General features: G+C 61.6%; 27 protein-coding genes. 11 read left to right on the forward strand and 16 right to left on the reverse strand.

From position 1 onward, the window contains the following. Window positions 1–120 precede the first annotated feature (120 nt). The 7 genes from BN1137_RS04905 to BN1137_RS23140 form a co-directional block, all read right to left on the reverse strand. The gene (locus tag BN1137_RS04905) at window positions 121–1,056 is read right to left on the reverse strand and encodes a LysR family transcriptional regulator (protein WP_050717856.1); all 936 of its coding nucleotides are present in this window, start codon (window positions 1,054–1,056) and stop codon (window positions 121–123) included. A 76-nt stretch (window positions 1,057–1,132) separates the two neighbouring features. Beyond that, window positions 1,133–1,669, reverse strand: coding sequence for a glutathione peroxidase (locus BN1137_RS04910; protein ID WP_050717530.1), 537 nt, complete (start codon window positions 1,667–1,669; stop codon window positions 1,133–1,135). Between the two features lie 65 nt (window positions 1,670–1,734). Next, window positions 1,735–2,298 carry an NnrU family protein gene (locus BN1137_RS04915; RefSeq protein ID WP_050717531.1) on the reverse strand — a complete coding sequence of 188 codons (564 nt, stop codon included), beginning with the start codon at window positions 2,296–2,298 and terminating at the stop codon, window positions 1,735–1,737. 201 nt (window positions 2,299–2,499) lie between these two features. Then, entirely contained in the window at window positions 2,500–3,633 is a 1,134-nt protein-coding gene (locus tag BN1137_RS04920) for a glycerate kinase (protein WP_050717532.1), read from the reverse strand. A gap of 9 nt (window positions 3,634–3,642) precedes the next feature. Next, window positions 3,643–4,905 (reverse strand): GntP family permease, encoded by a 1,263-nt coding sequence (locus BN1137_RS04925; RefSeq protein WP_042643274.1) that lies wholly within the window; start codon window positions 4,903–4,905, stop codon window positions 3,643–3,645. Between the two features lie 119 nt (window positions 4,906–5,024). Beyond that, on the reverse strand, window positions 5,025–6,140 hold the full coding sequence (locus BN1137_RS04930; RefSeq protein WP_050717533.1) for a sugar diacid recognition domain-containing protein: 1,116 nt from the start codon (window positions 6,138–6,140) through the stop codon (window positions 5,025–5,027). Further along, window positions 6,127–6,279 carry a sugar diacid recognition domain-containing protein gene (locus BN1137_RS23140; protein ID WP_157433630.1) on the reverse strand — a complete coding sequence of 51 codons (153 nt, stop codon included), beginning with the start codon at window positions 6,277–6,279 and terminating at the stop codon, window positions 6,127–6,129. The genes BN1137_RS04930 and BN1137_RS23140 overlap by 14 nt, the downstream gene beginning before the upstream one ends. A gap of 176 nt (window positions 6,280–6,455) precedes the next feature. Here BN1137_RS23140 and BN1137_RS04935 point away from each other — a divergent pair, with 176 nt between their 5' ends. The 3 genes from BN1137_RS04935 to BN1137_RS04945 all read left to right on the forward strand — a co-directional run bounded on the left by BN1137_RS04935 (window position 6,456) and on the right by BN1137_RS04945 (window position 8,243). Continuing rightward, window positions 6,456–6,830, forward strand: a complete 375-nt coding sequence (locus BN1137_RS04935) for a YacL family protein (protein WP_050717534.1) — start codon at window positions 6,456–6,458, stop codon at window positions 6,828–6,830. Window positions 6,831–6,882: 52 nt separating this feature from the next. Continuing rightward, window positions 6,883–7,179, forward strand: coding sequence for a hypothetical protein (locus BN1137_RS04940; protein ID WP_050717535.1), 297 nt, complete (start codon window positions 6,883–6,885; stop codon window positions 7,177–7,179). Window positions 7,180–7,412: 233 nt separating this feature from the next. Then, window positions 7,413–8,243 (forward strand): CPBP family intramembrane glutamic endopeptidase, encoded by an 831-nt coding sequence (locus BN1137_RS04945; RefSeq protein ID WP_050717536.1) that lies wholly within the window; start codon window positions 7,413–7,415, stop codon window positions 8,241–8,243. An 85-nt stretch (window positions 8,244–8,328) separates the two neighbouring features. Here the strand turns inward: BN1137_RS04945 and BN1137_RS04950 are convergent, their stop codons facing one another. From BN1137_RS04950 to BN1137_RS04970, 5 genes are all read right to left on the reverse strand, one after another. Beyond that, complete coding sequence (locus tag BN1137_RS04950) at window positions 8,329–8,748, reverse strand: DUF4426 domain-containing protein (protein ID WP_050717537.1); 420 nt, start codon at window positions 8,746–8,748, stop codon at window positions 8,329–8,331. A gap of 19 nt (window positions 8,749–8,767) precedes the next feature. After that, complete coding sequence (yggU, locus tag BN1137_RS04955) at window positions 8,768–9,061, reverse strand: DUF167 family protein YggU (protein WP_050717538.1); 294 nt, start codon at window positions 9,059–9,061, stop codon at window positions 8,768–8,770. Next, on the reverse strand, window positions 9,061–9,612 hold the full coding sequence (locus tag BN1137_RS04960; RefSeq protein ID WP_050717539.1) for a YggT family protein: 552 nt from the start codon (window positions 9,610–9,612) through the stop codon (window positions 9,061–9,063). The genes yggU and BN1137_RS04960 overlap by 1 nt, the downstream gene beginning before the upstream one ends. 25 nt (window positions 9,613–9,637) lie before the next feature. After that, the gene (gene proC / locus BN1137_RS04965; RefSeq protein WP_050717540.1) at window positions 9,638–10,462 is read right to left on the reverse strand and encodes a pyrroline-5-carboxylate reductase; all 825 of its coding nucleotides are present in this window, start codon (window positions 10,460–10,462) and stop codon (window positions 9,638–9,640) included. Between the two features lie 156 nt (window positions 10,463–10,618). Then, window positions 10,619–11,320: a YggS family pyridoxal phosphate-dependent enzyme gene (locus BN1137_RS04970; RefSeq protein ID WP_050717541.1), complete on the reverse strand. Its 702-nt coding sequence runs from the start codon at window positions 11,318–11,320 to the stop codon at window positions 10,619–10,621. A gap of 39 nt (window positions 11,321–11,359) precedes the next feature. Here BN1137_RS04970 and tapT point away from each other — a divergent pair, with 39 nt between their 5' ends. Genes tapT through yaaA form a run of 3 tightly spaced genes read left to right on the forward strand, consistent with a single transcriptional unit; the run spans window position 11,360 to window position 14,337 of the window. Continuing rightward, the gene (gene tapT / locus BN1137_RS04975; RefSeq protein ID WP_050717542.1) at window positions 11,360–12,394 is read left to right on the forward strand and encodes a type IVa pilus ATPase TapT; all 1,035 of its coding nucleotides are present in this window, start codon (window positions 11,360–11,362) and stop codon (window positions 12,392–12,394) included. A 26-nt stretch (window positions 12,395–12,420) separates the two neighbouring features. After that, the gene (locus tag BN1137_RS04980) at window positions 12,421–13,530 is read left to right on the forward strand and encodes a PilT/PilU family type 4a pilus ATPase (protein ID WP_050717543.1); all 1,110 of its coding nucleotides are present in this window, start codon (window positions 12,421–12,423) and stop codon (window positions 13,528–13,530) included. 33 nt (window positions 13,531–13,563) lie between these two features. Next, complete coding sequence (yaaA, locus tag BN1137_RS04985; protein WP_050717544.1) at window positions 13,564–14,337, forward strand: peroxide stress protein YaaA; 774 nt, start codon at window positions 13,564–13,566, stop codon at window positions 14,335–14,337. A gap of 186 nt (window positions 14,338–14,523) precedes the next feature. Here yaaA and srmB read toward each other — a convergent pair whose 3' ends face one another. Then, window positions 14,524–15,747 (reverse strand): ATP-dependent RNA helicase SrmB, encoded by a 1,224-nt coding sequence (gene srmB / locus BN1137_RS04990; RefSeq protein ID WP_050717545.1) that lies wholly within the window; start codon window positions 15,745–15,747, stop codon window positions 14,524–14,526. Between the two features lie 128 nt (window positions 15,748–15,875). On the opposite strand from srmB, the gene BN1137_RS04995 reads away from it, so the two are divergent. Together BN1137_RS04995 and brnQ are read left to right on the forward strand one after the other, a co-directional pair. Beyond that, window positions 15,876–16,586, forward strand: a complete 711-nt coding sequence (locus BN1137_RS04995) for a tRNA1(Val) (adenine(37)-N6)-methyltransferase (RefSeq protein ID WP_050717546.1) — start codon at window positions 15,876–15,878, stop codon at window positions 16,584–16,586. A gap of 236 nt (window positions 16,587–16,822) precedes the next feature. Next, window positions 16,823–18,085, forward strand: a complete 1,263-nt coding sequence (brnQ, locus tag BN1137_RS05000) for a branched-chain amino acid transport system II carrier protein (protein WP_050717547.1) — start codon at window positions 16,823–16,825, stop codon at window positions 18,083–18,085. An 87-nt stretch (window positions 18,086–18,172) separates the two neighbouring features. Here brnQ and BN1137_RS05005 read toward each other — a convergent pair whose 3' ends face one another. From BN1137_RS05005 to zur, 3 genes are read right to left on the reverse strand one after another with little or no spacing between them, the layout of a single operon-like run. Continuing rightward, the gene (locus BN1137_RS05005; RefSeq protein ID WP_050717548.1) at window positions 18,173–18,400 is read right to left on the reverse strand and encodes a hypothetical protein; all 228 of its coding nucleotides are present in this window, start codon (window positions 18,398–18,400) and stop codon (window positions 18,173–18,175) included. A gap of 5 nt (window positions 18,401–18,405) precedes the next feature. Beyond that, window positions 18,406–18,867: a chemotaxis protein CheX gene (locus BN1137_RS05010; protein ID WP_050717549.1), complete on the reverse strand. Its 462-nt coding sequence runs from the start codon at window positions 18,865–18,867 to the stop codon at window positions 18,406–18,408. Then, the gene (zur, locus tag BN1137_RS05015) at window positions 18,857–19,315 is read right to left on the reverse strand and encodes a zinc uptake transcriptional repressor Zur (protein WP_050717550.1); all 459 of its coding nucleotides are present in this window, start codon (window positions 19,313–19,315) and stop codon (window positions 18,857–18,859) included. The genes BN1137_RS05010 and zur overlap by 11 nt, the downstream gene beginning before the upstream one ends. 375 nt (window positions 19,316–19,690) lie before the next feature. Here zur and BN1137_RS05025 point away from each other — a divergent pair, with 375 nt between their 5' ends. The 3 genes from BN1137_RS05025 to BN1137_RS05035 all read left to right on the forward strand — a co-directional run bounded on the left by BN1137_RS05025 (window position 19,691) and on the right by BN1137_RS05035 (window position 21,641). Next, a complete protein-coding gene (locus tag BN1137_RS05025) occupies window positions 19,691–20,428 on the forward strand; it encodes an SDR family NAD(P)-dependent oxidoreductase (RefSeq protein ID WP_050717552.1) in 738 nt (245 codons plus the stop codon). 10 nt (window positions 20,429–20,438) lie between these two features. Next, window positions 20,439–20,645, forward strand: coding sequence for a 2-hydroxymuconate tautomerase family protein (locus tag BN1137_RS05030; RefSeq protein ID WP_050717553.1), 207 nt, complete (start codon window positions 20,439–20,441; stop codon window positions 20,643–20,645). An 81-nt stretch (window positions 20,646–20,726) separates the two neighbouring features. Then, entirely contained in the window at window positions 20,727–21,641 is a 915-nt protein-coding gene (locus BN1137_RS05035; RefSeq protein WP_050717554.1) for a LysR family transcriptional regulator, read from the forward strand. Window positions 21,642–21,711 lie beyond the last annotated feature (70 nt).

Below are 21,711 nucleotides of genomic sequence, written 5' to 3' on the forward strand. Positions count from 1 at the left end.
CAAGCCCACTTGGTTGCAGACCTGTTAGCAAAAACGTTTGCACGATACCGGTTGCGGCAAGCTGCTGATTTGGCTCAATTTTGGTATCAGGCGAAAGTCAGCGTTTTTATATGGAAACGATTATTCTTCCCTGCCGGACAATCTGCCCCCAAGCCAGGGCGCGAGCCGCTGCTCCCAGTAGGGCTCGGGGCCGAAACCTTCCTTGAGAAAATCGATGAACAACCGGATCTTGGGATCCAGGTGCTCGCGCCTGGCGTAGACGGCGTGCACCGCCATCTTCTGGTTCGGTCGCCACTGGGGCAGCAGGGGAATGAGCTGGCCGGACTGCAACTCCTTGTCCAGCAGGTAGGTGGCCACATAGGCGATGCCGAGCCCGGCCAGGGCCGCGTCCCGCACCGCCTCCGCCAGATCCACCCGGTAGTTGCCCGCCACCTGCACCGTCTGGCGCTCCTTGCCTTGGCGAAACGACCACTCGTGATAGCGCCGCTCCCGGCTCTGGTAGGTGATGCAGTTGTGCTGGGCCAGATCCTTGGGCTGCAGCGGGGTGCCGTGGCTCAGCAAGTAATCCGGCGAGGCCACCAGCACGAAGCCGATGTCCGCCAGGCGCTGCCCCACCAGGGCTTCCGGCTTGTCTTCATAGGTGGTGATCCAGAGATCCAGCCCCTCATCCACCAGGTTGGTGCGGCGATCGAACAGGGAGACTTCCAGCTCCAGCTCGGGGTAGCGATCCTGAAACGCCTTGAGCCGCGGGATCACGTGCAACCGGCCGAAGGATTGACCGACCCCCAGATGCAGCACGCCGCTCACCTTGCCCCGGCGCTCCGCCACCATGGAATCCGCCTCCAGCGCCACCGCGACCAGGGCGCGGCAGTGGCGGGCATACTCCTGCCCCAGTTCTGTCAGGGAGAAGCGACGGGTGGTGCGCTGCACCAGTTGAGCGCCGAGTTCGGCTTCAAGCAGGGCCAGCTGTTTGCTGATGTGGGATTTGGAGACGCCTAGCCGGCGCGCGGCCGCCGAGATGCCCTGTTCACGGACCAGGGCATCGAAGATCACCATTTGGGGCAGACGTTGCAGCACAGGATGTCCAGATAGAGAAGGAGGCCGCCATTATTCCAGAGCGGCCCGGCGAGGCCTAGCGCCCGAGCGCCTGTTTCATCTCACCCAGCAAGGGATCCTCTCCCGGCTCCTGGTTGGCGCCATAACTCGCGATCAACTTGCCATCGCGGCCAATCAGATACTTGTGGAAGTTCCAGCCGGGGGCATCGCCACCGGCGGCGGCCGCCAGTCCCTGGTAAATCGGGCTGGCATCCGCGCCGCGCACGGCAATGCGGTTGAACATGGGGAAGGTCACGCCGTAGTCACGGCGGCAGACAGAGGCGGTCTTGCCCTCATCACCGGACTCTTGCCAGAAGTCGTTTGAGGGGAAACCCAGCACGATCAGGCCCTTATCCTTGTAGCTCTGGTAGAGCCGCTCCAGATCCGCGAACTGGCCGCGATAGCCGCAATAGGAGGCGGTATTGACCACCAGCACCACTTTTCCCTCGGTCAGCTGGCAGAGGTTGTGGCGCTGAGTGCTGTTGAGTTCGCGCTGTTCCACGTTGAAATAGTCGGGGCAGACAGCGGAAACTGCGCCTGCACCGAGTAATAACAGCAGTATCATCCATTTCATTGCACGGCTCCTTGCGGGTAGATAAGGGTCATACGGGCGAGTCGCGACTTTGGTTCAGCCCGGGATCAATGCAGCGGTATGCCGGTGAGCCAGCCATGGCCCCAGAAAATGAGCAGGGCCGTGGCGGCCAGACCCGCCCCCACGCTGATCCCCGTCCCCTGCCAGCTCGCGGCCGGGCGCGGTTTCCTCTGCCAGTCTCGCACCGAAATCCAGACGATGCTGACCAGCGCCCAGAGCCCTATGCCGCCAAACAGCACCAGGGAGCGCGCCTCGCTGTTGACCGTCAGATGGGCGCCGGCCCACAGCAGGGTGCCGATGAGTTGGGGATGCACCAGGTAGCGTCGAAAGTGGTTCGCCCCCTGACCGGCGCAGAGCAGGATCAGCGCGACGGGCATGGTTCCCATCACCAGGGCGTGGCCCCAGGTGGGCAAGAAATAGAGCGGCAGGGGGCTGGCACTGCGCCAGCCGGCGATGATGCAGGCGATGGCGACAAACACCAGCAGCGAGAACAGCCCCTTGTAACGATGCTCCCCCAGGCGATCCCGCACCCGGGCACGGTGAGGGGCGGCGAAACAGGGATAGAGGTGGATCAGGGTAAATAGCACTACCCCCAGGGTCAGCAAGATCATGGGTTGTTCCTCGTACTATGGGGGATCACTATGCCGCAAAGCACTCGGTCAGAATACAAAAACCACATAAAAGACAGCGGGATAATGAAAAAAGCCGATCGGGGATCGGCAAGGTGCGTCAGAGCGTTTGCTGCCAGGCAGCCAACCACATCCGCTACACGGGACGGGAGATGGCCGGCGCTTCGCACCGGCCAGAAGGGATTACTTGCGCAGCATATAGAGGGCGGCCACGTTGCGGGCCGTGAGTTGCAGGTTGGTGGTGGCCGTCGCCAGCGCCTCCGGCAGGGACATGGCGCGGTTGACCACGGCAAACACCGCGTCCAGACCGTGCTCGTGCACCACCCCGTAGTCGTCGGTGAGGCAACCCGAGATGCCGATCACCGGCTTGCCAAACTGCTTGGCACAGCGGGCCACCCCTATGGGGGTCTTGCCGTGTATGGTCTGGCTGTCGATGCGCCCCTCGCCGGTGATGACGAGATCCGCATCCGCCACCGCCTCGGCCAGCTTCAGCGCCTCTATGACGATCTGGATACCGGGCTTGAGCTCGGCACCGAGCAGGCCGACCAGGGCCGCGCCCATGCCACCGGCGGCGCCGGCGCCGGCAATGTCCTTCACCTGGCGACCCAGGGTTTGCTCGATGCAGCCAGCGTAGTGGGCCAGGTTGGCATCCAGCTGGGCCACCATCGCCGGGGTCGCCCCCTTCTGTGGACCGAACACGGCGGAGGCACCCTTGGGGCCGCACAGCGGGTTGTCCACGTCACAGGCCACCTCGATGTGGAGCCCGGCCAGGCGGGGATCCAGCCCGCTCAGATCGATGCTGGCCAGATCCGCAAGGCCACCGCCTCCCAGTGCGATGGGGGTGCCATCACTCTTGAGCAGCTTGCCGCCAAGGGCCTGGATCATGCCGGCACCGCCGTCGTTGGTGGCACTGCCGCCGATGCCGAGGATGAGGTGTTTCACCCCCATCTCCAGCGCCGCCAGGATCAGCTCGCCGGTACCGACGGTGGAGGTGAGCAGCGGGTTGCGCAACTCGGGCTCCACCAGGTGCAGGCCGGAGGCGGCCGCCATCTCGATGATGGCACGATCCCCATCCCCCAGCAGACCGACGAAGCCCTGCACCTTGTTGCCGAGCGGGGCGGTGACCTCCACCGGCAGGATGCGCCCGCCGGTGGCGTCGATCAGGGACTGTACCGTGCCCTCGCCACCATCGGCCATGGGCAGCTTGACGTAGGTGGCGTCGGGCAACACCTGCTTGAAACCGGCCTCGATGGCATCGGCCACCGCCATGGCGCTCAGGCTCTCCTTGAATGAATCCGGTGCGATAACAATTTTCATATCAGTTCCTTAGGCGAGACCGAACACGCCAAACATCAGGGTGGAGACGGCAGCTATGGTCAGACCGACGGCAGTTTCGTAAGGGATGAGCTTGAGACGTTCGCTCACGCCCATGTGGACGCTGCCACCGGTGGCATGGAAGAAGGAGCCATGGGGCATGTGGTCGAATACGGTGGCACCGGCGTGGATCATGGCGGCGCCTGCGAGGCTGGTGATGCCGAGCTCTATCAGAGTAGAGCTGAACACGTTGGATGCCACTACGGTACCGGCCGTGGTCGAGGCGGTCGCCAGGGACATCAGCGCACCGGAGATGGGGGCCAGCAGGTAAGAAGGCAGGCCGGAGGCGGTCAGGCCGCTGATCAGCACATCCTTGAGACCGGAGTTGGCGATGATGCCCGCCAGGGTACCGGTCCCCAGCAGCATGATGGCGACCGGCGCCATGCGGGCCAGACCCGAGACCGCAAACTGGTTCACCTTGCTGAACTTGCCCATCATCAGGGCGCCGACCAGGCCGCCGAGGGGCAGGGCGATGAGCGGATCCACGACTATGCCGGCGATGGGGCGCAGGGCCAGCAGCAATATGGCGACCAGGGGGGCACTGATGGCGGCCAGGAAGCCAGGCAAGGCGGCACCGTCAAAGCTCACCACCTCGTCGGCCGCGACCTTGCTGCCTTTGTTGTTCAGACGCTTGGCCAGCCAGTAGGCCATCACCAGCCCGAACAGACCCGGGATGATTCCGGCCGCCATCACCGAGGTGAGCGGCAGGTGGAAGGCATCGGATGCGGCGATGGCGTTCGGGTTCGGGGACATGACGTTGCCCGCCTTGCCGCCGCCGATCATCGCCAGCAGTATGGCCGCCTTGGAGAGATCGGCGCGGCGCGCAATGGCCAGCGCAATGGGGGCAACCGTGATGACGGCCACGTCCACGAAGACGCCGACCGCGGTCAAGATCAGGGTGGCCAGCGCCAGTGCCAGCAGGGCGCGGGTCTCACCGAGTTTCTTGACTATGGTCTCGGCGATGGTGGTGGCCGCGCCCGATTCGATCAGCACGCCCGCCAGCACACCGGCTGCCAGGATCCGCATCACGGCGGTGGTGATCCCCTGGGCGCCACCGATCATCAGGGCGACGGTCTGGGTCAGATCGGCGCCACCAATCAGGCCACCGGCCAGGGCACCGACGATCATGCCGTAAGCGGGCGGCACCTTCTTCAGGATGAGGAAGATGGCGATGGAGAGCGCGGCGAGAGCGCCGAGCGCGGATACTGGGATCATGGCGGACACCTGGAGTGGGAATGAGTGGTCGCCATTATGGTGATCCCCGTTTGGAATGCTTTGGCTTGAATGCCAAAACAAACCTTTCCAAAACCTGAACATTTGTTCATATGAACAAATCAGCTGTCGAGATTGAGCCCGAGATAGAGCAGAAATTTGTCATCTAACTTATTGAAACTTAACCCTGTTATCTGCTCTATCCGGGTCAGTCGATAGCGCAGGGTATTGGGATGGATGAACAGCGCATCGGCACAGGGATGCAGATCACAGTCCTGCAAGAAATATTGGCGCAGTGTCTTTTGCAGTGTGCCCTTTGCATCCTCCTGCGCCAGCTTGAGCAGGGGCGCACGCAGCTGATCCGCCTGCCAGGAGTCCGCCAGACTGCCAAGCAGCACCGGCAGCCGATAATCCTCGAAGAAGTAGACCTGTTTGCGCGGCGCCTGGCGCATACCACGGCGCAGGGTATCGCGAGCCGTCTGGTAGGAGCGGGCCAGCCCGCCGATGCCGGCGAAGTAATCACCCACCCCGATGCGTACCTTAAAGTGAGGAATACGGGTCAGCAACTGCTTGATGCGGCTGCGCTCCTGCGCCGATTGCCAGACGCCGTCGCTGAGCTGGGCCGGCTTGAGCACCACTATCTCGTCAAGCCCGTTGATCGCCACCAGGTTGTCCCGCTCCGGGTACTCCAGCAGGTGCACCAGCTCCCGCAGCCGGGCGGGATCCGCCTCTTCCAGCGCCAGCACCGCCACCACCCGGGGCTGGGCAAGATCCAGGTCGAGGAAGCGGGCCACCTGCTGCAGCTGATCGACCCGCTCTTCACCACGGATGAGCTGCAGCACCAGCTCCTCCTTATGGCGCTTGTCCCACTGCAACTGTTCAGTCAGCGCCGCCTGCTCCAGGATGAGCTCGGCGGTCATGCGCACCAGCTCGGCGTAAGCACGAACTTCGTCAGGATCCCCCGAAATGCCGATGACCCCGAGCAGCTCCCCCTGATAGGCGATGGGCAGGTTGATGCCGGGCCTTACCCCCTTGAGCTGCTGGGCGGTGGCCTCGCTTATCTCTACCACCCGGTTCTCGGTCAGGGCCAGCACCGCCCCCTCATGGCGCTGGTGCAGCCGCTCCGGATTACCGGAGGCGATGATAAGGCCATGCTCATCCATCACGTTGACCGAGAACGACAATATCTTCATCGCCCGGCTGACTATCTGATGAGCGAGCGCGTCATTTAGCTGCATGAAGACTCCAAATCCCAGGCCGGAAATGATCGGAGGCAATGATGAGACGATGTGGCTCGTCCATGACGTTGACCGAGAACGACAATATCTTCATCGCCCGGCTGACTATCTGATGAGCGAGCGCGTCATTTAGCTGCATGGATTCTCCGGACAAAAACTGGGGTTGCGCGGCAAAGATGCCACATCATCAAGACAAGCGAGAGGGGGATCGCTAGAATAGGCCACTTTACCCCAGGTGTGCCCGCCATGGATCACGGATTTGGCGCAAGCCAGCTCCCCTGGTGATGGCCCCGCCCTTTCGATATGGACTCCGTTATGGACTATGAATTTCGCCGCGACCCATTCGGTGGCTATCGCGCCCGGTTCTCCATGGGCCATGAAGCCATCGGCCAGTGGCTGATCGACGAGGTGGGTAAGGATGAAGAGACGCTCGATGAGCTGTTCTCCATCATCGACCAGCTGTCCAACCGTACCCGGACCGAATACCGCCGGCTTGGCGGTGACTATTCGCTGCTGCTCACCCATGAAGAGGCGGAGGTCAAGGCCAACGTCCTCAATATCGAGCAGGATGAGGATCTCGACGATCTCGCCTACTACGATGATGAGCAGCTGGCCATGTGCGGGCTGGAAGATTTTGCCCAGGTGCTCGGCTCCTGGCGCGCCTTTATCCGCAATGAGGATATGGGCTGATCACCCTCTGTATCGCGGGCAGCATGCCCGCAGCAAACCAACAGGATTGACTATGTCTATTTACGATTTTGATGACGAACTGCCGGAAGACGACGAACAGGAATCCAGCAAGAAAGCCGCCGTGCCTGCCAAGAAGAAAGGCAAGCAGGTGATGAACACTCAGGTCAACCTGAGCCCGCGCGATGCCAGCCGCCTGAACGGCATGCACGTGGAAGCCATCACCACCCTGGACGACGTCAGCCTGCCGAAGAACGTGATCTTCAAGGCCGGCCTGATCGCCCTTGGCGAGCTGGAAGCCACCAAGCGTGCCGATATCATCGCCCGCGTGATCGCCGAATCCGGTCGTTAATAGCGCCTTCGGCCAAGCGTATGACGATGCCGCGAGATCGCAGGATCTGGCCGCCAGTCAACGCCACCGCCTATCGTCAAAACCGGAGCCTCTGCTCCGGTTTTTTATTGCCCAATCCGCGCCGGTAGCCTGGCCAGAAAAGCGATGTCAGGGATCCGACCAGTCTATTGAGACTTGTGTCATAGTGGGATGGATCGTTAAGGTGCGTCCCTTCGAACGCACAAGGAGACTCAATGTTACCACTACCCGATGCCCTGATCTGGGGCGCGCTGGCGCTGGCCGTGCTGCTCTGTCTGGCCCGCCAACGCACACCCGGCCTGCTCCTGCTCGGACTAGCCCTGCTGGCTGCCCTCTGGCTCGAGCGGATCAGTTCCTCGGCCTTGCTGATCAGCCTCGCCGGCCTGTTGCTGGCATGGCGAACGCCCAGCCTGCCCACGCCCTGGCGCGGGGCGGCTCTCGGTCTGGTGCTGCTGTGGGCCATCGCCCTGACCCTGCACCTGGTGCCGGGCTTTGACAATCCCAAGGTACTGGATCAGGTACTTGCCGGCCCCGCCAGCGTGCCCTTCAATCTCTACCTCAATCTGGACAAGCCGCTGCTCTTCTTCGGCCTGCTGCTGGCCTGGCCCGCCTTGCTTGGTGAGGGGGGACCAATACGCTGGCGACCGCTGGCCTTGCTGACCCTGCCGCTCGCCGCACTGTTGCTGGTTGCCTGGCAGCTCGGAGCCCTCAGGCCGGAGCTGGGGCTGCCCCACTGGTGGTGGCTGTTTGCCCTCAACAACCTGCTGTTCACCTGTGTGGCGGAAGAGGCGCTGTTCCGGGGTTTTATCCAGCAAGCCATCGTCAAGCGCAGCCAGGTTTGGCTGGGCATCCTGGCAGCCAGCCTGCTGTTCGGGGCAGCGCATCTGGCCGGTGGCCCGCTGCTGGTGCTGTTTGCCACCCTGGCGGGAGCCTGCTACGGGTTGGCCTTCCAGTTGAGCGGGCGACTCAGCGTCGCCATCCTGCTGCATTTCTTGTTCAATTTCGCCCACCTGGCCTTCTTCACCTACCCGCTGGCCAGCCGCTGATCGCCGGCTTGCCCGAGCCCGCGTATTGCGAATAAAAAAAGCCCCGAACCGGCCGGTTCGGGGCTTTTTGTCGAGGGGCTACGACTTAGTCGACGTAGAAGGTCTGCTGGAAGGTCAGCGTCTGCTGCTGCCCTTCTCCCATGATCTTCAGGGTGAACTGGTAGGTGTCCTCGTTGCGATAGGGCAGCACCGCCAGGTAGTAGATGGAGTCACCCTCCTTCACCTCCTGGAAACTCAGGGTACGGATGGTGCCGGTCAGGTTCTTGGCCTCCCCGCTGATACCCACCGCCTGGGCTACCCCTTTCTTGTTCTGCACCGCGATGTTGATGATGCCGTTGTAACGGCTGCGCTCCAGCCCATAGGCCTTGGCCACCTCGGGCGTCAGGAAGCTGGAGTTGAAGGCGCTGTAATGCACCTGCCAGGGACCCAGCTCCTTCATCTGTTCGGCCCGCAATGGCAGCGTCATCAACAGTGCCAACAGGCAGCTAATCCAGGCTGTTCTCATGATGTCATCCTTTTCATGTTTACGTCTCCAGCAGGGCACTGACCTCGGTGGGGATCTGCCTTGGCGCCTCGATGGCAACCGTCTTGTGTCGCCCCAGCTCCCCCCGCACTATGCGGACCTGCCCCTTGGCCACCTTGAACTGCTTGGCCAGGTACTTGATCAGGTGACCATTGGCCTGACCATCCACCGGCGGCGCCGTGATGGCCACTTTCAACTCGTCACCGTGCAGTCCGACGATCTGATCCCGGCTCGCCTTGGGCTGGATCATCAGATGCAGTATCAGCCCGTCCCCTTCTCGCAGGACGGCTGGCATCAGATCATCCACCACAGCTGGCCGAACAGATCCCCTAACAGATAGTTTATGGCCTGCAGGGCGATAAAGGCGACCAGCACCGAGAGATCCAGCCCACCCAGCGCCGGCAGGATGCGGCGGATCGGTGCCAGGAAGGGCTCGGTCAGCTGGTGCATCACGTATTCGATGGGATTGCGACCCTGACTAACCCAGCTCAGGATGGCGCGGATCAGCAGCACCCAGAAGACCATGGAGCCCGCTTTCTTCAGCACGGTGAGGAAGGCAAACAGGCTGAGGGTGAGCCAGTCGGTTACCAGTACGTTCATGCTCTTGAGCAGAGCCAGCTTGGCACAGGCGATGATCAGCGCCAGCAGCACTGAGGCCATGTCCAGCCCGCCGAAACCGGGGATGATGCGACGCAGCGGGATCACCAACGGGTTGGTCAGCTTGACCACCATCTGGCTCATGGGGTTGTAGAAGTCGGCACGGGCCCACTGCAGCCAGACGCGCAGCAACACCACCATGAGGTAGAGATCGAAAATGGTATTAATCAGAAAGTAAGCCGTGTTCATCCGGGCTCCTTGTTAAAAAGCGTGGTTAGAAAAGGGTTTCCATCTCGGCGGCCCGAGTGACGGCCGCCTGCATGGCGCGAGCAGTCAGCGGCATCAGCCCCTGCTCCTGGAATGTCTTGACGGCCTCGGCCGTGGTGCCGCCTTTGCTGGTCACCTGCTCGCGCAGGCTCTGCAAGGAGAGCTGCGGATTCTGCTCCACCATGGCGGCGGCGCCAAGCGCGGTCTGCTGCACCAGCAGGCGGGCCTGCTCGGGGGAGAAGCCCATGGCCTCAGCCTCTTCGGCAATGGCCTGCATAAACAGGAAGAAGTAAGCCGGAGCACTGCCCGCCGCGGCGATGACACCGTTGATGCCAGACTCCTGCGCCGTCCAGAGCGTCTTACCCACGGACTGCATCATCTGCTCGGCAAAATCGCGATCCTCCTGGCTGATCCCCGTCGGCGCATAGAGGCCGGTCATGCCCAATCCCAGCAAGGACGGGGTGTTGGGCATGGTGCGAATGATCCGGCCATGGCCCCCGGCCATCTCCTGCAGCCGCTCGACCTTGATACCGGCGGCGATGGAGATGAGCAATTTGCCATCCAGCGAGCCCAGCTCGGCCACCAGTGCCGCCAGCATACCCGCCATCAGTTGCGGCTTGACCGCCAGCACAACAACCTCGGCCGCGCGAGCCGCCTCGGCATTGTCCTGGGTGATACGGATGCCAAACTGGCTAGCCAGTTCATCCAGCTTGGGGCGACTCGGGTTGGCGGCCAGAATGCGATCGGCGGGATAGCCCGCCTGGATGAGGCCGGCAATGATACTGCGGCTCATGTTGCCCGCCCCGATAAAGGCGAGGATCTTATGCTGCATCTTGCACTCCTGCTGATGAAATAACTGCGGAGCCCTGTGTGCCCGTCCCGACGAAGGCGAGGATCTTATGCTGCATCAAAGGCTCCTGAATTGATGACGAACGCGGCGACCGGGCGGCGAGTCTGCCGCTCTGGCGCTGCATTCACGGTTGTTCGTTTATGAATAGTCGCGAGCGCCGAAGATGGCGGTGCCGACCCGCACCATGGTGCTGCCATGGGCGATCGCCGGCTCGAGATCCTCGGTCATGCCCATGGAGAGGGTATCGACGCTCGGGTATTGTCGCGCAAGTTCGGTGAACAGAGTCTGCATGCGCCGCATCTGGGCGGCCAGCACTGCTTCGTCGCTGGTGTGCTCGGGAATGGCCATCAAGCCGCGCAGTACCAGTCGATCACAATTGGCAACCAGAGCCGCCAGTCGGAAAATCTCTTGCTCCGACGTACCGGATTTACTGCTCTCTCCGCTAATATTGATTTGCAGACAGACATTTAGCGCAGGCAGCTCAGCTGGACGTTGATCGTTGAGGCGCTCGATCAACTTGTCACGATCGACACTTTGTACCCAGTCGAATCGCATCGCCACCAGCCTGGATTTATTGGATTGCAGTGGGCCGATAAAGTGCCACTCTATGTCTGCATAGCCGGCCTGAGCGCGCAGGGTATCGATCTTGTGCGCGGCCTCCTGGGCGTAGGACTCGCCGAAGCGGCGCTGACCCGCCGCATAGGCGGCCTGGATGTCGGCGAGCGGCTTGGTTTTGCTGACGGCGAGCAGCTGGATCTGATCGGCGCTACGGTCAACCCGCTGGGCAGCCTGTACAATACGTTCCTTTACCTGAAGCAGGTGCTGGGCAATCTGGTTCATATTTAGTTCGTGATCTTGTGATGGGAGAATAACAAATCTATGGATATCACAGAGTTATTGGCTTTCAGTGTAAAGCATAAGGCTTCGGATCTACACCTCTCGGCAGGGGTTCCCCCGATGATCAGGGTTGATGGGGAGGTTCGCAAGATCAATTTGCCCGCCCTGGAACACCGGGAAGTGCATGCCCTCATCTACGACATCATGAACGACCACCAGCGCAAGGAGCTGGAGGAAAATTTCGAGGTCGACTTCTCCTTCGAGGTGCCCAACATGGCGCGCTTTCGGGTCAACGCCTTCCAGCAGGCGCGCGGTTCGGGCGCCGTGTTTCGCACCATCCCGAGTACCGTCATGAGCCTCGACGATCTGGGGGCGCCGGAGATGTTTCGCAAGATAGCCGAATTCCCGCGCGGTCTGGTGCTGGTCACGGGGCCGACCGGCTCGGGCAAGTCCACCACCCTGGCGGCCATGGTCGACTACATCAACGACAACTTCCATCACCACATCCTCACCATCGAGGATCCCATCGAATTCGTGCACGAAAACAAGCGTTGTCTGGTCAACCAGCGCGAGGTGCATCGCGATACCAAGAGCTTCACCAACGCCCTGCGCTCGGCACTGCGGGAAGATCCGGACATCATTCTGGTCGGCGAGATGCGCGATCTGGAGACCATCCGCCTCGCCCTGACCGCGGCCGAGACCGGTCATCTGGTATTTGGCACCCTGCACACCTCGTCGGCGGCCAAGACCATAGACCGGATCATCGACGTCTTCCCCGGTTCGGAAAAAGACATGGTGCGCTCCATGCTGTCCGAGTCCCTGCGGGCGGTCATCTCCCAGACCCTGCTCAAGCGGATCGGCGGCGGCCGGGTGGCGGCCCACGAGATCATGCTGGGTATCCCTGCGGTGCGAAACCTCATCCGGGAAGACAAGGTCGCCCAGCTCTACTCCGTCATCCAGACCGGGATGACCCACGGTATGCAAACCATGGATCAGAGCCTCAAGCAGCTGGTCAATCGCGGGATTGTCGCGGCCCTCGATGCCAAGGCCAAGGCCTCTGACCCCAACAGCATTTAGCACGACCTCAAACCCAAGGAGACGCTATGAACATGGATGTTCTGCTCGCTGCACTGGTTGAACAAAAGGGCTCGGATCTGTTTATCACGGTCGATGCCCCGCCCACCCTCAAGGTCAATGGCCGTCTGGTGCCGCTGGCGGCGGCCCCCCTCGACCAGCAGGCGGCCCTCGCCCTGGTCAGGGAGAGCCTGGATACCGAGCACTTCGAGCGCTACCTGCGCACCCGGGAGGCCAACTACGCCATCCATCGTGAGGCGCTTGGACGTTTTCGGGTCAGCGCCTTCTGGCAGCAGGATCGGCCGGGCATGGTGCTGCGCCGCATCGAGACCCACATCCCCGGCTTCGACGAACTGGTGCTGCCCCGGGTGCTGCAAGATGTCGCCATGGCCAAACGCGGGCTGGTGCTGTTTGTCGGTGCCACCGGCGCCGGCAAGTCCACCACCCAGGCGGCCATGATTGGCTACCGCAACCAGCACGGTGACGGCCATATCCTGACGGTGGAAGATCCGGTGGAGTTCGTGCACAGCCACGGTCGCTGCCTAGTGACCCAGCGGGAGGTGGGGATCGACACCGAATCCTTCGATGTGGCGCTCAAGAACTCCATGCGCCAGGCGCCGGATGTGATCCTCATCGGCGAGATCCGAAGCCAGGAGACAATGGAGCTCGCCATCCAGTTCGCCGAGACCGGCCATCTCTGCCTCGCCACCCTGCACGCCAACAATGCCAACCAGGCGCTGGATCGCATCCTCCACCTGGTACCCCAGGAGAAACACCGCCAGTTCCTGTTCGATCTCTCCTTCAACCTGCGGGCCATAGTCGCGCAGCAACTACTGCCCGGCCTGACCGGTCAGCGCCGGATCGCCGCCTTCGAGATCCTGCTCAACACCCCGCTCATCACCGACATCATCCGCAAGGGAGAGGTGCATAGGCTCAAGGAGGTGATGACCAAATCCAGCGAACTCGGCATGCAGACCTTCGATCAGGCGTTGTTCGCCCTGTTCTGCGCCGGCCAAATTGGCTACAGTGAGGCCCTTGCCCACGCGGACTCCGCCAACGACCTGAGATTGCTGATCAAGCTGTCTGGTCGTGAGCAGTTGGGCGCAGGTTCACTGGACAACGTCACCCTGGACGAATGAGGGGGCGTGCGTCGCCGCAAGTAAAGGATAGATATGCTGATTGTGGTTTCCCCGGCCAAGACGCTGGATTACGAGTCGCCGCTGGTGACTTCCCGTTTCACTCGGCCCGAGTTGCTGGATCACTCCGCCCGGCTGATCACCCGGGCCCGTCAACTGACGCCGGCCCAGATCGCCAGCCTGATGAAGATCAGCGACAAGCTGGCGGGCCTGAACGCAGCCCGCTTCGCCCAGTGGCAGCCGGATTTCAACCCGACCAATGCCCGTCAGGCGCTGCTGGCGTTCAAGGGCGACGTCTACACGGGCCTCGCCGTTGAAGATTTCAGCGAGGAAGACCTCGACTTCGCTCAGGCACACCTGCGCATGTTGTCCGGCCTCTACGGGGTGCTGCGCCCGCTGGATCTGATGATGCCCTACCGCCTCGAGATGGGGATCCGCCTCGATAACGAGCGCGGCAAGGATCTCTATCAGTTCTGGGGCGACACCATCACAGAGCACCTGAACAAGGCGCTGGTCGCCCAGGGGAACGATGTGCTGGTCAATCTCGCCTCCGACGAATACTTCAAGTCGGTGCGCCCCAAGGCACTGAAGGGGAGGATTGTGACCCCGGTGTTCAAGGACGAGAAGAACGGCCAGTTCAAGATCATCAGCTTCTACGCCAAGAAAGCCCGCGGCATGATGGCTCGCCACATCATCAAACACCGGCTGACCGAGGTGGACCAGCTGACCGGTTTCGATGCCGGCGGCTACTGTTTCGTGCCAGAAGAGTCTGATGATCGCACCCTGATGTTCAAGCGTGCTGAAAATTAATTACAAAAAGAGGGAACCAACGGCCGGATCCTCGGGTCTGAACCTATGAATCCTCTGTTGTAAGCACTTTTTATTAGCCGACGTTTATGCGTCGGCTTTTTTCTGTCTGCGATACCGCTCGGCCTCCCTTTTGCAGGCTGCAGAAAACAAAACGGCCATCCGAGGATGGCCGTTGCTGTGCAGGTATTACTTCTTTTTCTTCTTGGCAGACTTCTTCTTGCCATCCTTCGGCTTTTTCTTCTTCACCGGCACCCGCGCCTCTTTATGGGTGGGGCGCAGCTCGTCGATCACCCGGCGCTTGAGGCGCTCCTCGGTGTAGCGCTCGATCTTCGAGACCATGGCCATGTCGTGGGCTTCGACCAGGCTGATGGCGCAACCCCGGTTGCCGGCACGGCCGGTACGGCCGATGCGGTGCACATAGACGTCGGTGCCGTAGGGCATGTCGTAGTTGATGACATGGCTGACGTTCGGCAGATCGATGCCACGGGCGGCCACGTCGGTGGCGATGAGGAAGGGCACTTCACCGGCGTGGAACTTGCGGATCGACTCGATGCGCTTGCTCTGCTCCATCTCGCCCCGGATCCAGGCGCAGGGAATGCCTGCCGCCTGCAGCTGGCCGGAGAGCTCCGCCAGTCGCTCACGGGTCTTGACGAAGACGATGGCCTTCTGGGTTTCCGGATCTTTCAGGATGTGGATCAGCAGCGCCAGCTTGTGAGCGGCATTGTCGGCCAGGTGCACCCACTGGGTGATAGGACGGCGCTCGCTGCGCGGCGGCTCGGCGTGCAGTTCGACCGGATCCTTGAGGATCTCGTTGGCGAACTTCTCGAGCCCCGCCCCTTCCAGGGTGGCGGAGAACAGCATGGTGTGCTTGCGGTAGCGCGCCTCGGCCACGATGCGATTCACGTCCTTGACGAAGCCCATGTCCAGCATGCGGTCGGCTTCATCCAGCACCAACACTTCGATGTCGTGGCTCTCGAACTCTTCTTTCTCGATGTATTCCAGCAGCCGACCCGGGGTCGCCACCACGATGTCGGTGGTCTTGGTCAGCGCCGGCAGTTGCTCTTCGTGGCTGACGCCACCGATGATGGTCTCGATGCTGAGATGGGTATGCACCGCCAGCGCCTTGGCGTGGGCACTGACTTGCAGCGCCAGCTCGCGGGTCGGGGTCAGGATCAGCATGCGGCACGGGCCCGGCTTGCGGCGCGGGAAGTCCAGCAAGTGTTGCATGGCGGGCAGCAGGAAGGCCGCCGTCTTGCCGGTGCCGGTCGGCGCGGACGCCAGAATATCGCGGCCATCCAGGGCTGGCTCCAGCACCATCTGCTGGATGGTTGTGGGGCGGGTGAAACCCATCTCGGCCAGGGCCCGGTTGAGGGCTGGATTCAGGTCGAAATCATCAAAGGACTGGCTCATGGCAATACTCGGTCATTTAGGAAACCGCAGATTATAGGCGATTATGCCGCCGCCTCCTATGGCGACTGTGGCTTAGTCGCTATAATCGCCGACCATTTTAGGTGTCGCGGGCAGATGACGGGGGTCAGATGGGACGAAACAGCGGGTTTAGTTTCAAACAATTTCACATCGAGCACGATCGCTGCGCCATGAAGGTCGGCACCGACGGCATCCTGCTGGGTGCCTGGGCCCCCATTGCCGAGGCCCGTCGGGTGCTGGACATCGGTACCGGCAGCGGGCTCATCGCCCTGATGCTGGCCCAGCGCAGCACAATCGACTGCCACATCGACGGGGTAGAGCTGGATAAGGATGCCGCCGCCCAGGCTCGCGAGAATGTGACTGCCTCCCCCTGGGCCAATCGGGTCAACATCATCAAGTGCGCGATCCAGGACTATCAGGCCGCGCCTTACGATCTCATCGTCGCCAACCCGCCCTACTTCGTGGCAGGCCAGTCATTCAGCGATCCGGCAAGGGCCCTCGCCCGTCACACCGGCGGCCTGGATCCCCACGCCCTGCTGAGCGCCTGTCAGCGCCTGCTGGCCCCAGACGGCCAGGTCGCCCTGGTGGTGCCCACCCCCATGGCCGACGACATCTTATGTATTTCATCGAATTATGATCTGTTTGAGAGTTGTTATACAGCTGTTATCACCAGAGCAGGAAAAGCGGCAAATCGCGTTTTATTGCTGCTTGGCAGAGGATTAAACAGGTGTGAGCGGGGTGAGATCCTGATCCATTCTGCTGTCGGAGGCTATTCCGACAGATATATCCAACTCACCCACCCCTTCTATTTGAAGATGTAAATTTTGTCTTGAACTATTTTTTCACATCATTATGCTGACTGTTAAACGAGCACCCGCTCAAGATCAGCTCAAACCACTGGTCGCGATGAAAAAAGCAGCGGGGCTCCTTTTTTTTACCCGCAGACAGTACTGGTCGATGACCAATAAAAAACTATAACAAGCAATTGTTTACAAGACAGACGAGGTTGAACTTGACGAAATCACTCACATTATCAGACGTGCTCGGATTGGGCTTTATGACCTTCGCCTTCTACCTGGGCGCAGGCAACATCATCTTCCCCCCGCTCGCCGGCTATATGGCGGGTGAACACCTCTCCCTGGCCATGCTGGGCTTCCTGGTCACCGCCGTGGGCCTGCCGCTCATCACCATCCTCGCCGTCGCTAAGGCGGGCAACGGTTGGGCCGGCATGACCAAGCTGCTGCCTACCGGTGTCGCCACCGCTCTGGCAGTCGCCATCTACATCATCATTGGCCCGGCCTTCGCCGCGCCCCGTACCGGCCTCGTGGCCTACGAGATGGGCCTCAAGCCCTTCATCGGCGACATGGGTCAGACCGGGCTGGCACTCTATACCGTGCTGTTCTTCGGTGTGGCCGTGCTGGTCTCCATGAACCAGGGCAAGCTGATGGATGCCATCGGCAAATACCTGACCCCGGTGCTGATGCTGCTGTTGCTGACCCTGGCCATCGGTGTCTTCATCGCGCCTCAGGGCACCATGCCCGCCGCCACCGGTGATTACCAGAGTGGTCCCTTCGTGAAGGGCATCCTGGAAGGCTACAACACCATGGATACCCTGGCGTCGCTGATGTTTGGCGCCCTGATCGTCGATCTGCTGCGCCAGAAGGGCATCCACGACTATCAGAGCCAGTTCAAGTATCTGGCCATCGCCGGCGTCATCTCCGCCATCGGTCTGTCCGTGGTCTATGTCTCCCTGTTCCAGCTCGGTAACACCGCCGCCGGGGTGGCGAGCGATGTCAGCAATGGTGGCGCCATCGTCAACGCCTACGTGCTGAGCCTGTTCGGCCAACCGGGTCAGTTCATCCTGGCCGCCATCATCACCCTGGCCTGCTTTACCACCGCCGTGGGTCTGATCTCCGCCTGTTCCGACTTCTTCCACAACCTGACCGGCATGGCTTACAAGAAGCTGGCCGTGCTGCTGGGAACTATCTGCGCCGTGGTCGCCAACGTGGGCCTGAGCCAGCTCATCAGCCTCTCCATCCCGGTGCTGGTTGCCATCTACCCGGTCGCCGTGGCGCTGGTGCTGGTCACCTTCCTGAAGGGCTACTTCGGTCGTCCACGCCTGGTGTTCCGCTCCGTGCTGTTGGTGGCCTTCCTGTTCGGCTGTCTGGACGGTCTGGGCGCCGCCGGCATGAAGATGGATGCGTTCGCCTTCCTGCCGCTGTTTGACAAGGGCCTTGCCTGGTTGCTGCCGACCCTGCTGGCCTGCGGCCTCGGCATACTGGTGCGCAGTGGTGACAAGCTAGCTGTCGAAGCCGCCTGATACCCCGACATCGAGATAAAAAAAGAGGCCAGCATCTGCTGGCCTCTTTTTTTGTGTGAATCGTCCTACTGAAAAGGACGGCTTGCGCTAGAGCACGGAGACCGGCTTAGGTTTGCCAGCCAGGCCATACCAGTGGAACTCGGTCTGGCCGGCATGCCAGCTGAGGGTGGCCCAGGGCTGTTTGGCCTGCCAGCGCGGGAAGTTTATCTGCACGCTGTTGGCCTCGTACTTGTAGATAGAAGTACTGAGCTGGATATCAGACAGGATAAGCAGCAAGACACTACCGATGACACTCCATTTCAGCAATTTCCACATGGCGGTTACTCGAAGCAGATTTCGATGGTGGCACGGCCGTAGTCAGAATCGAACGGCATCATGATCTTGGTGCCATCGGCTCTGTGGGTGATGGTGTGGTTGGGGCCCGAGACGATGATGGGGGTCGCCATGTCAAACTCGTAGCCCTTCTCCCCCAGCATGCGCTTGGCGCCACCGGTCACCATGTTGGTGATCTCGCCCACCATGTCGGTCACTTCCTCATTGAGGGTGGTCGGCGCCTCCCCCAGCATGCGGCGCATGATCTCCAGCGCCAACCCCTTCTCGAAGCTGATGGAGAGCGAACCACGGGTCTGCGGCCCGACCATGCCGATGAGACCGGAGACATCTCCCCTTGCGAGTTCATCCACCTTGCGTTTGGGGGCGCCCGGCTTGAGCTCCAGCTGGGCCATGGTGGAGAGCACATTGAGCAGCGAGAGCAGGAACGGGTTTACAAAATCAGCCTTCATCATGACTTCCTACGGTGGACGAACAGCGCGCACATTGACCGTGCGCCTCTATGGTCTTGTTGGTAATAGTAAAGCCATGCTGGTGTGCCTGCTCGGAAAAGGCGCTGTCGATGGCCGGATCGTGCAGCTCCACCACGTCTTTGCAGCGATCGCAGATCAGCAGCTGCATCGGGTGGGCATGGTCGAAGTGGCAGCAGAAGATGAAGGCGTTGAGGGACTCGACCTTGTGGGCAAAGCCCTGCTCGAGCAGGAAATCGAGGGCCCGATAGACGGTCGGCGGCTTGGCATGGGCCTCGGTCTGCTGCAATTGGGCCAGCAAATCGTAGGCACTGATGGCGTTGCCATGGGCGGCAAGCAGCCGGAAAACCTGGCGGCGGGTGGGGGTGAAACGGATCCCGCGCTGTTCGCAGAGGCGTTCCGCCCGTAGTAAGAGTTGGTCTTGATTCATGATCACGCAGCTACCCTGTCAATTAGCCGGATACTATCACAGGGCCTTGCCCACGCGGCGACAAAATTCATTTTCCCGGCCTGCCTCACAGAGTCGTGAACGAGCATGTATTGCGCGCTCGCGCGCCACCACCACATCTGTTTCTGATCACATATCTCGCCCCGCAAGCCATGACTTAGGGGAGAGCGGAGCCGGTGGCTTATCTCCATACCGCAACGGGAACCACTCCTGCTCGCATCTCTTCCCAGCCATACCGGGCTACATGTTCAATTTATTCCTTCGCGTAACAAAAGATGCAACTTCAACGCCATTCAACCCCCATCCAGGCCGACTTACACTGCACTCAATGTAATAGTCATTGGAAGGATAGTTAAGATGAAGAGCAAGACTGTGATCGTGACTGGCGCCTCGAGCGGTATCGGCTTTGCCATTGCGAAGGCCTACCTGGCCCGGGGTTACAACGTGGTGGCCAATGCCCGTACCGAGCAAGATCTGGCCCAGCCCGCCGAGCGCCTCGGCGTACCGGATAACCTGCTGCTGGTGGCCGGCGACATCGCCAGACCCGAGACGGCAACCGCCCTGTTCGTTCGGGCGCAGCAGCACTTCGGCCGGGTGGATGTGCTGGTGAACAATGCGGGGGTCTTCATCTCCAAGCCCATCGCAGAATACGACGAGGCCGATATCGAGACCATGTTGGCTACCAACCTCAAGGGTTTCATCTATCCCTCCCAGGCCGCCGCCGCCCACATGCGGGCTCATGGCGGCGGGCAGATCATCGCCATCACGGCGGCGCTCGCGATGCAGCCCAATGTGAACGTCCCGGCCCTGTTGCCCATCATGGCCAAGGGGGGGCTGAACCAGGCCGTGCGCGGGCTGGCGCTGGAACTTGCTGAGTCCAACATCATGGTCAATGCCGTCGCCCCCGGCATCATAGCCACCCCGATGCACGGCCAGGATCCAACCGTGCTGGAAGCCCTGAAGTCGATGGCGCCGACCCATCGCGTGGGAGAGGTAGAAGACATAGTCCAGGCGGTCATGTATCTGACCGACGCCAGCTTCGTCACCGGCAGCATCATGGTGGTGGATGGCGGCTCCACCGCCGGCAAGTGGTAAGGGGAGCACCATGCCTTACGTCAACATCAGGATCACCGACGAGCAGGTGACAGCAAAGCAGAAGCAGGCGCTGATCGAGGGAGTCACAAGCTTGCTCGAGCGGGTGCTGAACAAGCCCCCGGCCACCACCTTCGTGGTCATCGACGTGGTCGCGACCGACAACTGGGGGGTGGGCGGCGAAACCGTCTCCGCCCTGCGCCGCCGACAGGGAAAATAGGGCTGGTGGGGCTGGTTTGGAGGTATAGAGTCAGCGCCCTTGCTAGAATGGGGCGCGTTATCACAGGGGAGTCGACGCCGTATGCAACATAACTTGAGCGACATCATGCTCGGCAGCATCGAGCTGTTCTGCCTCGCCGCCGAGCACCAGAGCTTCACGGTCGCCGCCCAGGAGGCCGGCATCTCGCCGGCGGCGGTGAGCCGGACCATGATGCGGCTGGAGGAACGGCTCGGCATTCCCCTGTTTATCCGCACCACCCGCCAGGTGCGCCTGACGGACGCAGGGCGCCAGTATGCCGCTCAGTGCCGCGCGGCCCTGGCGCTGCTGCACGAGGCCGATCAGCAGGCCATGGGGGCCCAGCAGATCCCCGCCGGTAAGGTGCGCATCAGCCTGCCCGCCCCTTATGCCCATTGGCGACTGTTCCCCCGCATTGCCCTGTTCCAGCAGCGCTATCCCCTGGTCGAGCTGGAGTTTCACATCAGCACCCACAGCGTCAACGTCTCCCGCGATGACTACGATCTGGCCATCCGCGGCAGCGAGCTAGCGGACTCGAGCCTGATCGCCCGCAAGCTCGAAGATGCCGAACTGGTGATGGTGGCCTCGCCTAGCTACCTCGATCGGCATCCACCCATCAAGAACTGGCAGGGGCTCGCCGACCATCAGTGCCTTGGTTTCATCCTGCCAGGCAGCGGACGCCCCGCCCCCTGGCTGCTCAGGGTTGACGGAATGCAACAGGAGGTTGCCGTCGGTGGCGGCGCCCTCTGCTCGGAGGATTATCTCGGTGGTCTCTCCCTGGCCAAGGGGGGCATCGGCATCTACCAGATGTACCGCTTCGTGGTGGCGGATGCCCTGCAACGCGGTGAGCTGCAGGAAGTCTTGCCCACCTGCAACGACGCCACCCGTCCCTTCTACCTCATCTATCCACAGGCCAACTTCATGCCCCTCTGCGTGCGGGTCTTCATGGACTTCGTGCTGGAACAGCTGCGCCAGCCCTGAGTCAGCCCTGAGCCAAGGATGCGACCACTCAGGAGGCAGCGTCATGGGGTCGGACCGAGCCTTGATCAAA

Origin of the sequence: Aeromonas tecta (assembly GCF_000820185.1) — a bacterium.
GTDB lineage: Bacteria > Pseudomonadota > Gammaproteobacteria > Enterobacterales > Aeromonadaceae > Aeromonas > Aeromonas tecta.

Bases quoted from the DNA above. Each gene is read 5' to 3' on its own strand.
- srmB (WP_050717545.1), bottom strand. From the start codon at position 15,747: ATGAGCCAGTCCTTTGATGATTTCGACCTGAATCCAGCCCTCAACCGG.
- tapT (WP_050717542.1), top strand. From the start codon at position 11,360: ATGGATATCACAGAGTTATTGGCTTTCAGTGTAAAGCATAAGGCTTCG.
- BN1137_RS04915 (WP_050717531.1), bottom strand. From the start codon at position 2,298: ATGATCTTGCTGACCCTGGGGGTAGTGCTATTTACCCTGATCCACCTC.
- BN1137_RS04905 (WP_050717856.1), bottom strand. From the start codon at position 1,056: ATGGTGATCTTCGATGCCCTGGTCCGTGAACAGGGCATCTCGGCGGCC.
- BN1137_RS04950 (WP_050717537.1), bottom strand. From the start codon at position 8,748: ATGAGAACAGCCTGGATTAGCTGCCTGTTGGCACTGTTGATGACGCTG.
- BN1137_RS04910 (WP_050717530.1), bottom strand. From the start codon at position 1,669: ATGAAATGGATGATACTGCTGTTATTACTCGGTGCAGGCGCAGTTTCC.
- zur (WP_050717550.1), bottom strand. From the start codon at position 19,315: ATGAATCAAGACCAACTCTTACTACGGGCGGAACGCCTCTGCGAACAG.
- BN1137_RS05010 (WP_050717549.1), bottom strand. From the start codon at position 18,867: ATGAAGGCTGATTTTGTAAACCCGTTCCTGCTCTCGCTGCTCAATGTG.
- BN1137_RS04925 (WP_042643274.1), bottom strand. From the start codon at position 4,905: ATGATCCCAGTATCCGCGCTCGGCGCTCTCGCCGCGCTCTCCATCGCC.
- proC (WP_050717540.1), bottom strand. From the start codon at position 10,462: ATGCAGCATAAGATCCTCGCCTTTATCGGGGCGGGCAACATGAGCCGC.
- BN1137_RS04920 (WP_050717532.1), bottom strand. From the start codon at position 3,633: ATGAAAATTGTTATCGCACCGGATTCATTCAAGGAGAGCCTGAGCGCC.
- BN1137_RS04935 (WP_050717534.1), top strand. From the start codon at position 6,456: ATGGACTATGAATTTCGCCGCGACCCATTCGGTGGCTATCGCGCCCGG.
- yggU (WP_050717538.1), bottom strand. From the start codon at position 9,061: ATGCCAGCCGTCCTGCGAGAAGGGGACGGGCTGATACTGCATCTGATG.
- BN1137_RS04970 (WP_050717541.1), bottom strand. From the start codon at position 11,320: ATGAACCAGATTGCCCAGCACCTGCTTCAGGTAAAGGAACGTATTGTA.
- BN1137_RS04940 (WP_050717535.1), top strand. From the start codon at position 6,883: ATGTCTATTTACGATTTTGATGACGAACTGCCGGAAGACGACGAACAG.
- brnQ (WP_050717547.1), top strand. From the start codon at position 16,823: ATGACCTTCGCCTTCTACCTGGGCGCAGGCAACATCATCTTCCCCCCG.
- BN1137_RS04930 (WP_050717533.1), bottom strand. From the start codon at position 6,140: ATGCAGCTAAATGACGCGCTCGCTCATCAGATAGTCAGCCGGGCGATG.
- BN1137_RS05035 (WP_050717554.1), top strand. From the start codon at position 20,727: ATGCAACATAACTTGAGCGACATCATGCTCGGCAGCATCGAGCTGTTC.
- BN1137_RS04995 (WP_050717546.1), top strand. From the start codon at position 15,876: ATGGGACGAAACAGCGGGTTTAGTTTCAAACAATTTCACATCGAGCAC.
- BN1137_RS04960 (WP_050717539.1), bottom strand. From the start codon at position 9,612: ATGAACACGGCTTACTTTCTGATTAATACCATTTTCGATCTCTACCTC.
- yaaA (WP_050717544.1), top strand. From the start codon at position 13,564: ATGCTGATTGTGGTTTCCCCGGCCAAGACGCTGGATTACGAGTCGCCG.
- BN1137_RS05030 (WP_050717553.1), top strand. From the start codon at position 20,439: ATGCCTTACGTCAACATCAGGATCACCGACGAGCAGGTGACAGCAAAG.
- BN1137_RS23140 (WP_157433630.1), bottom strand. From the start codon at position 6,279: ATGCAGCTAAATGACGCGCTCGCTCATCAGATAGTCAGCCGGGCGATG.
- BN1137_RS05005 (WP_050717548.1), bottom strand. From the start codon at position 18,400: ATGTGGAAATTGCTGAAATGGAGTGTCATCGGTAGTGTCTTGCTGCTT.
- BN1137_RS05025 (WP_050717552.1), top strand. From the start codon at position 19,691: ATGAAGAGCAAGACTGTGATCGTGACTGGCGCCTCGAGCGGTATCGGC.
- BN1137_RS04945 (WP_050717536.1), top strand. From the start codon at position 7,413: ATGTTACCACTACCCGATGCCCTGATCTGGGGCGCGCTGGCGCTGGCC.
- BN1137_RS04980 (WP_050717543.1), top strand. From the start codon at position 12,421: ATGAACATGGATGTTCTGCTCGCTGCACTGGTTGAACAAAAGGGCTCG.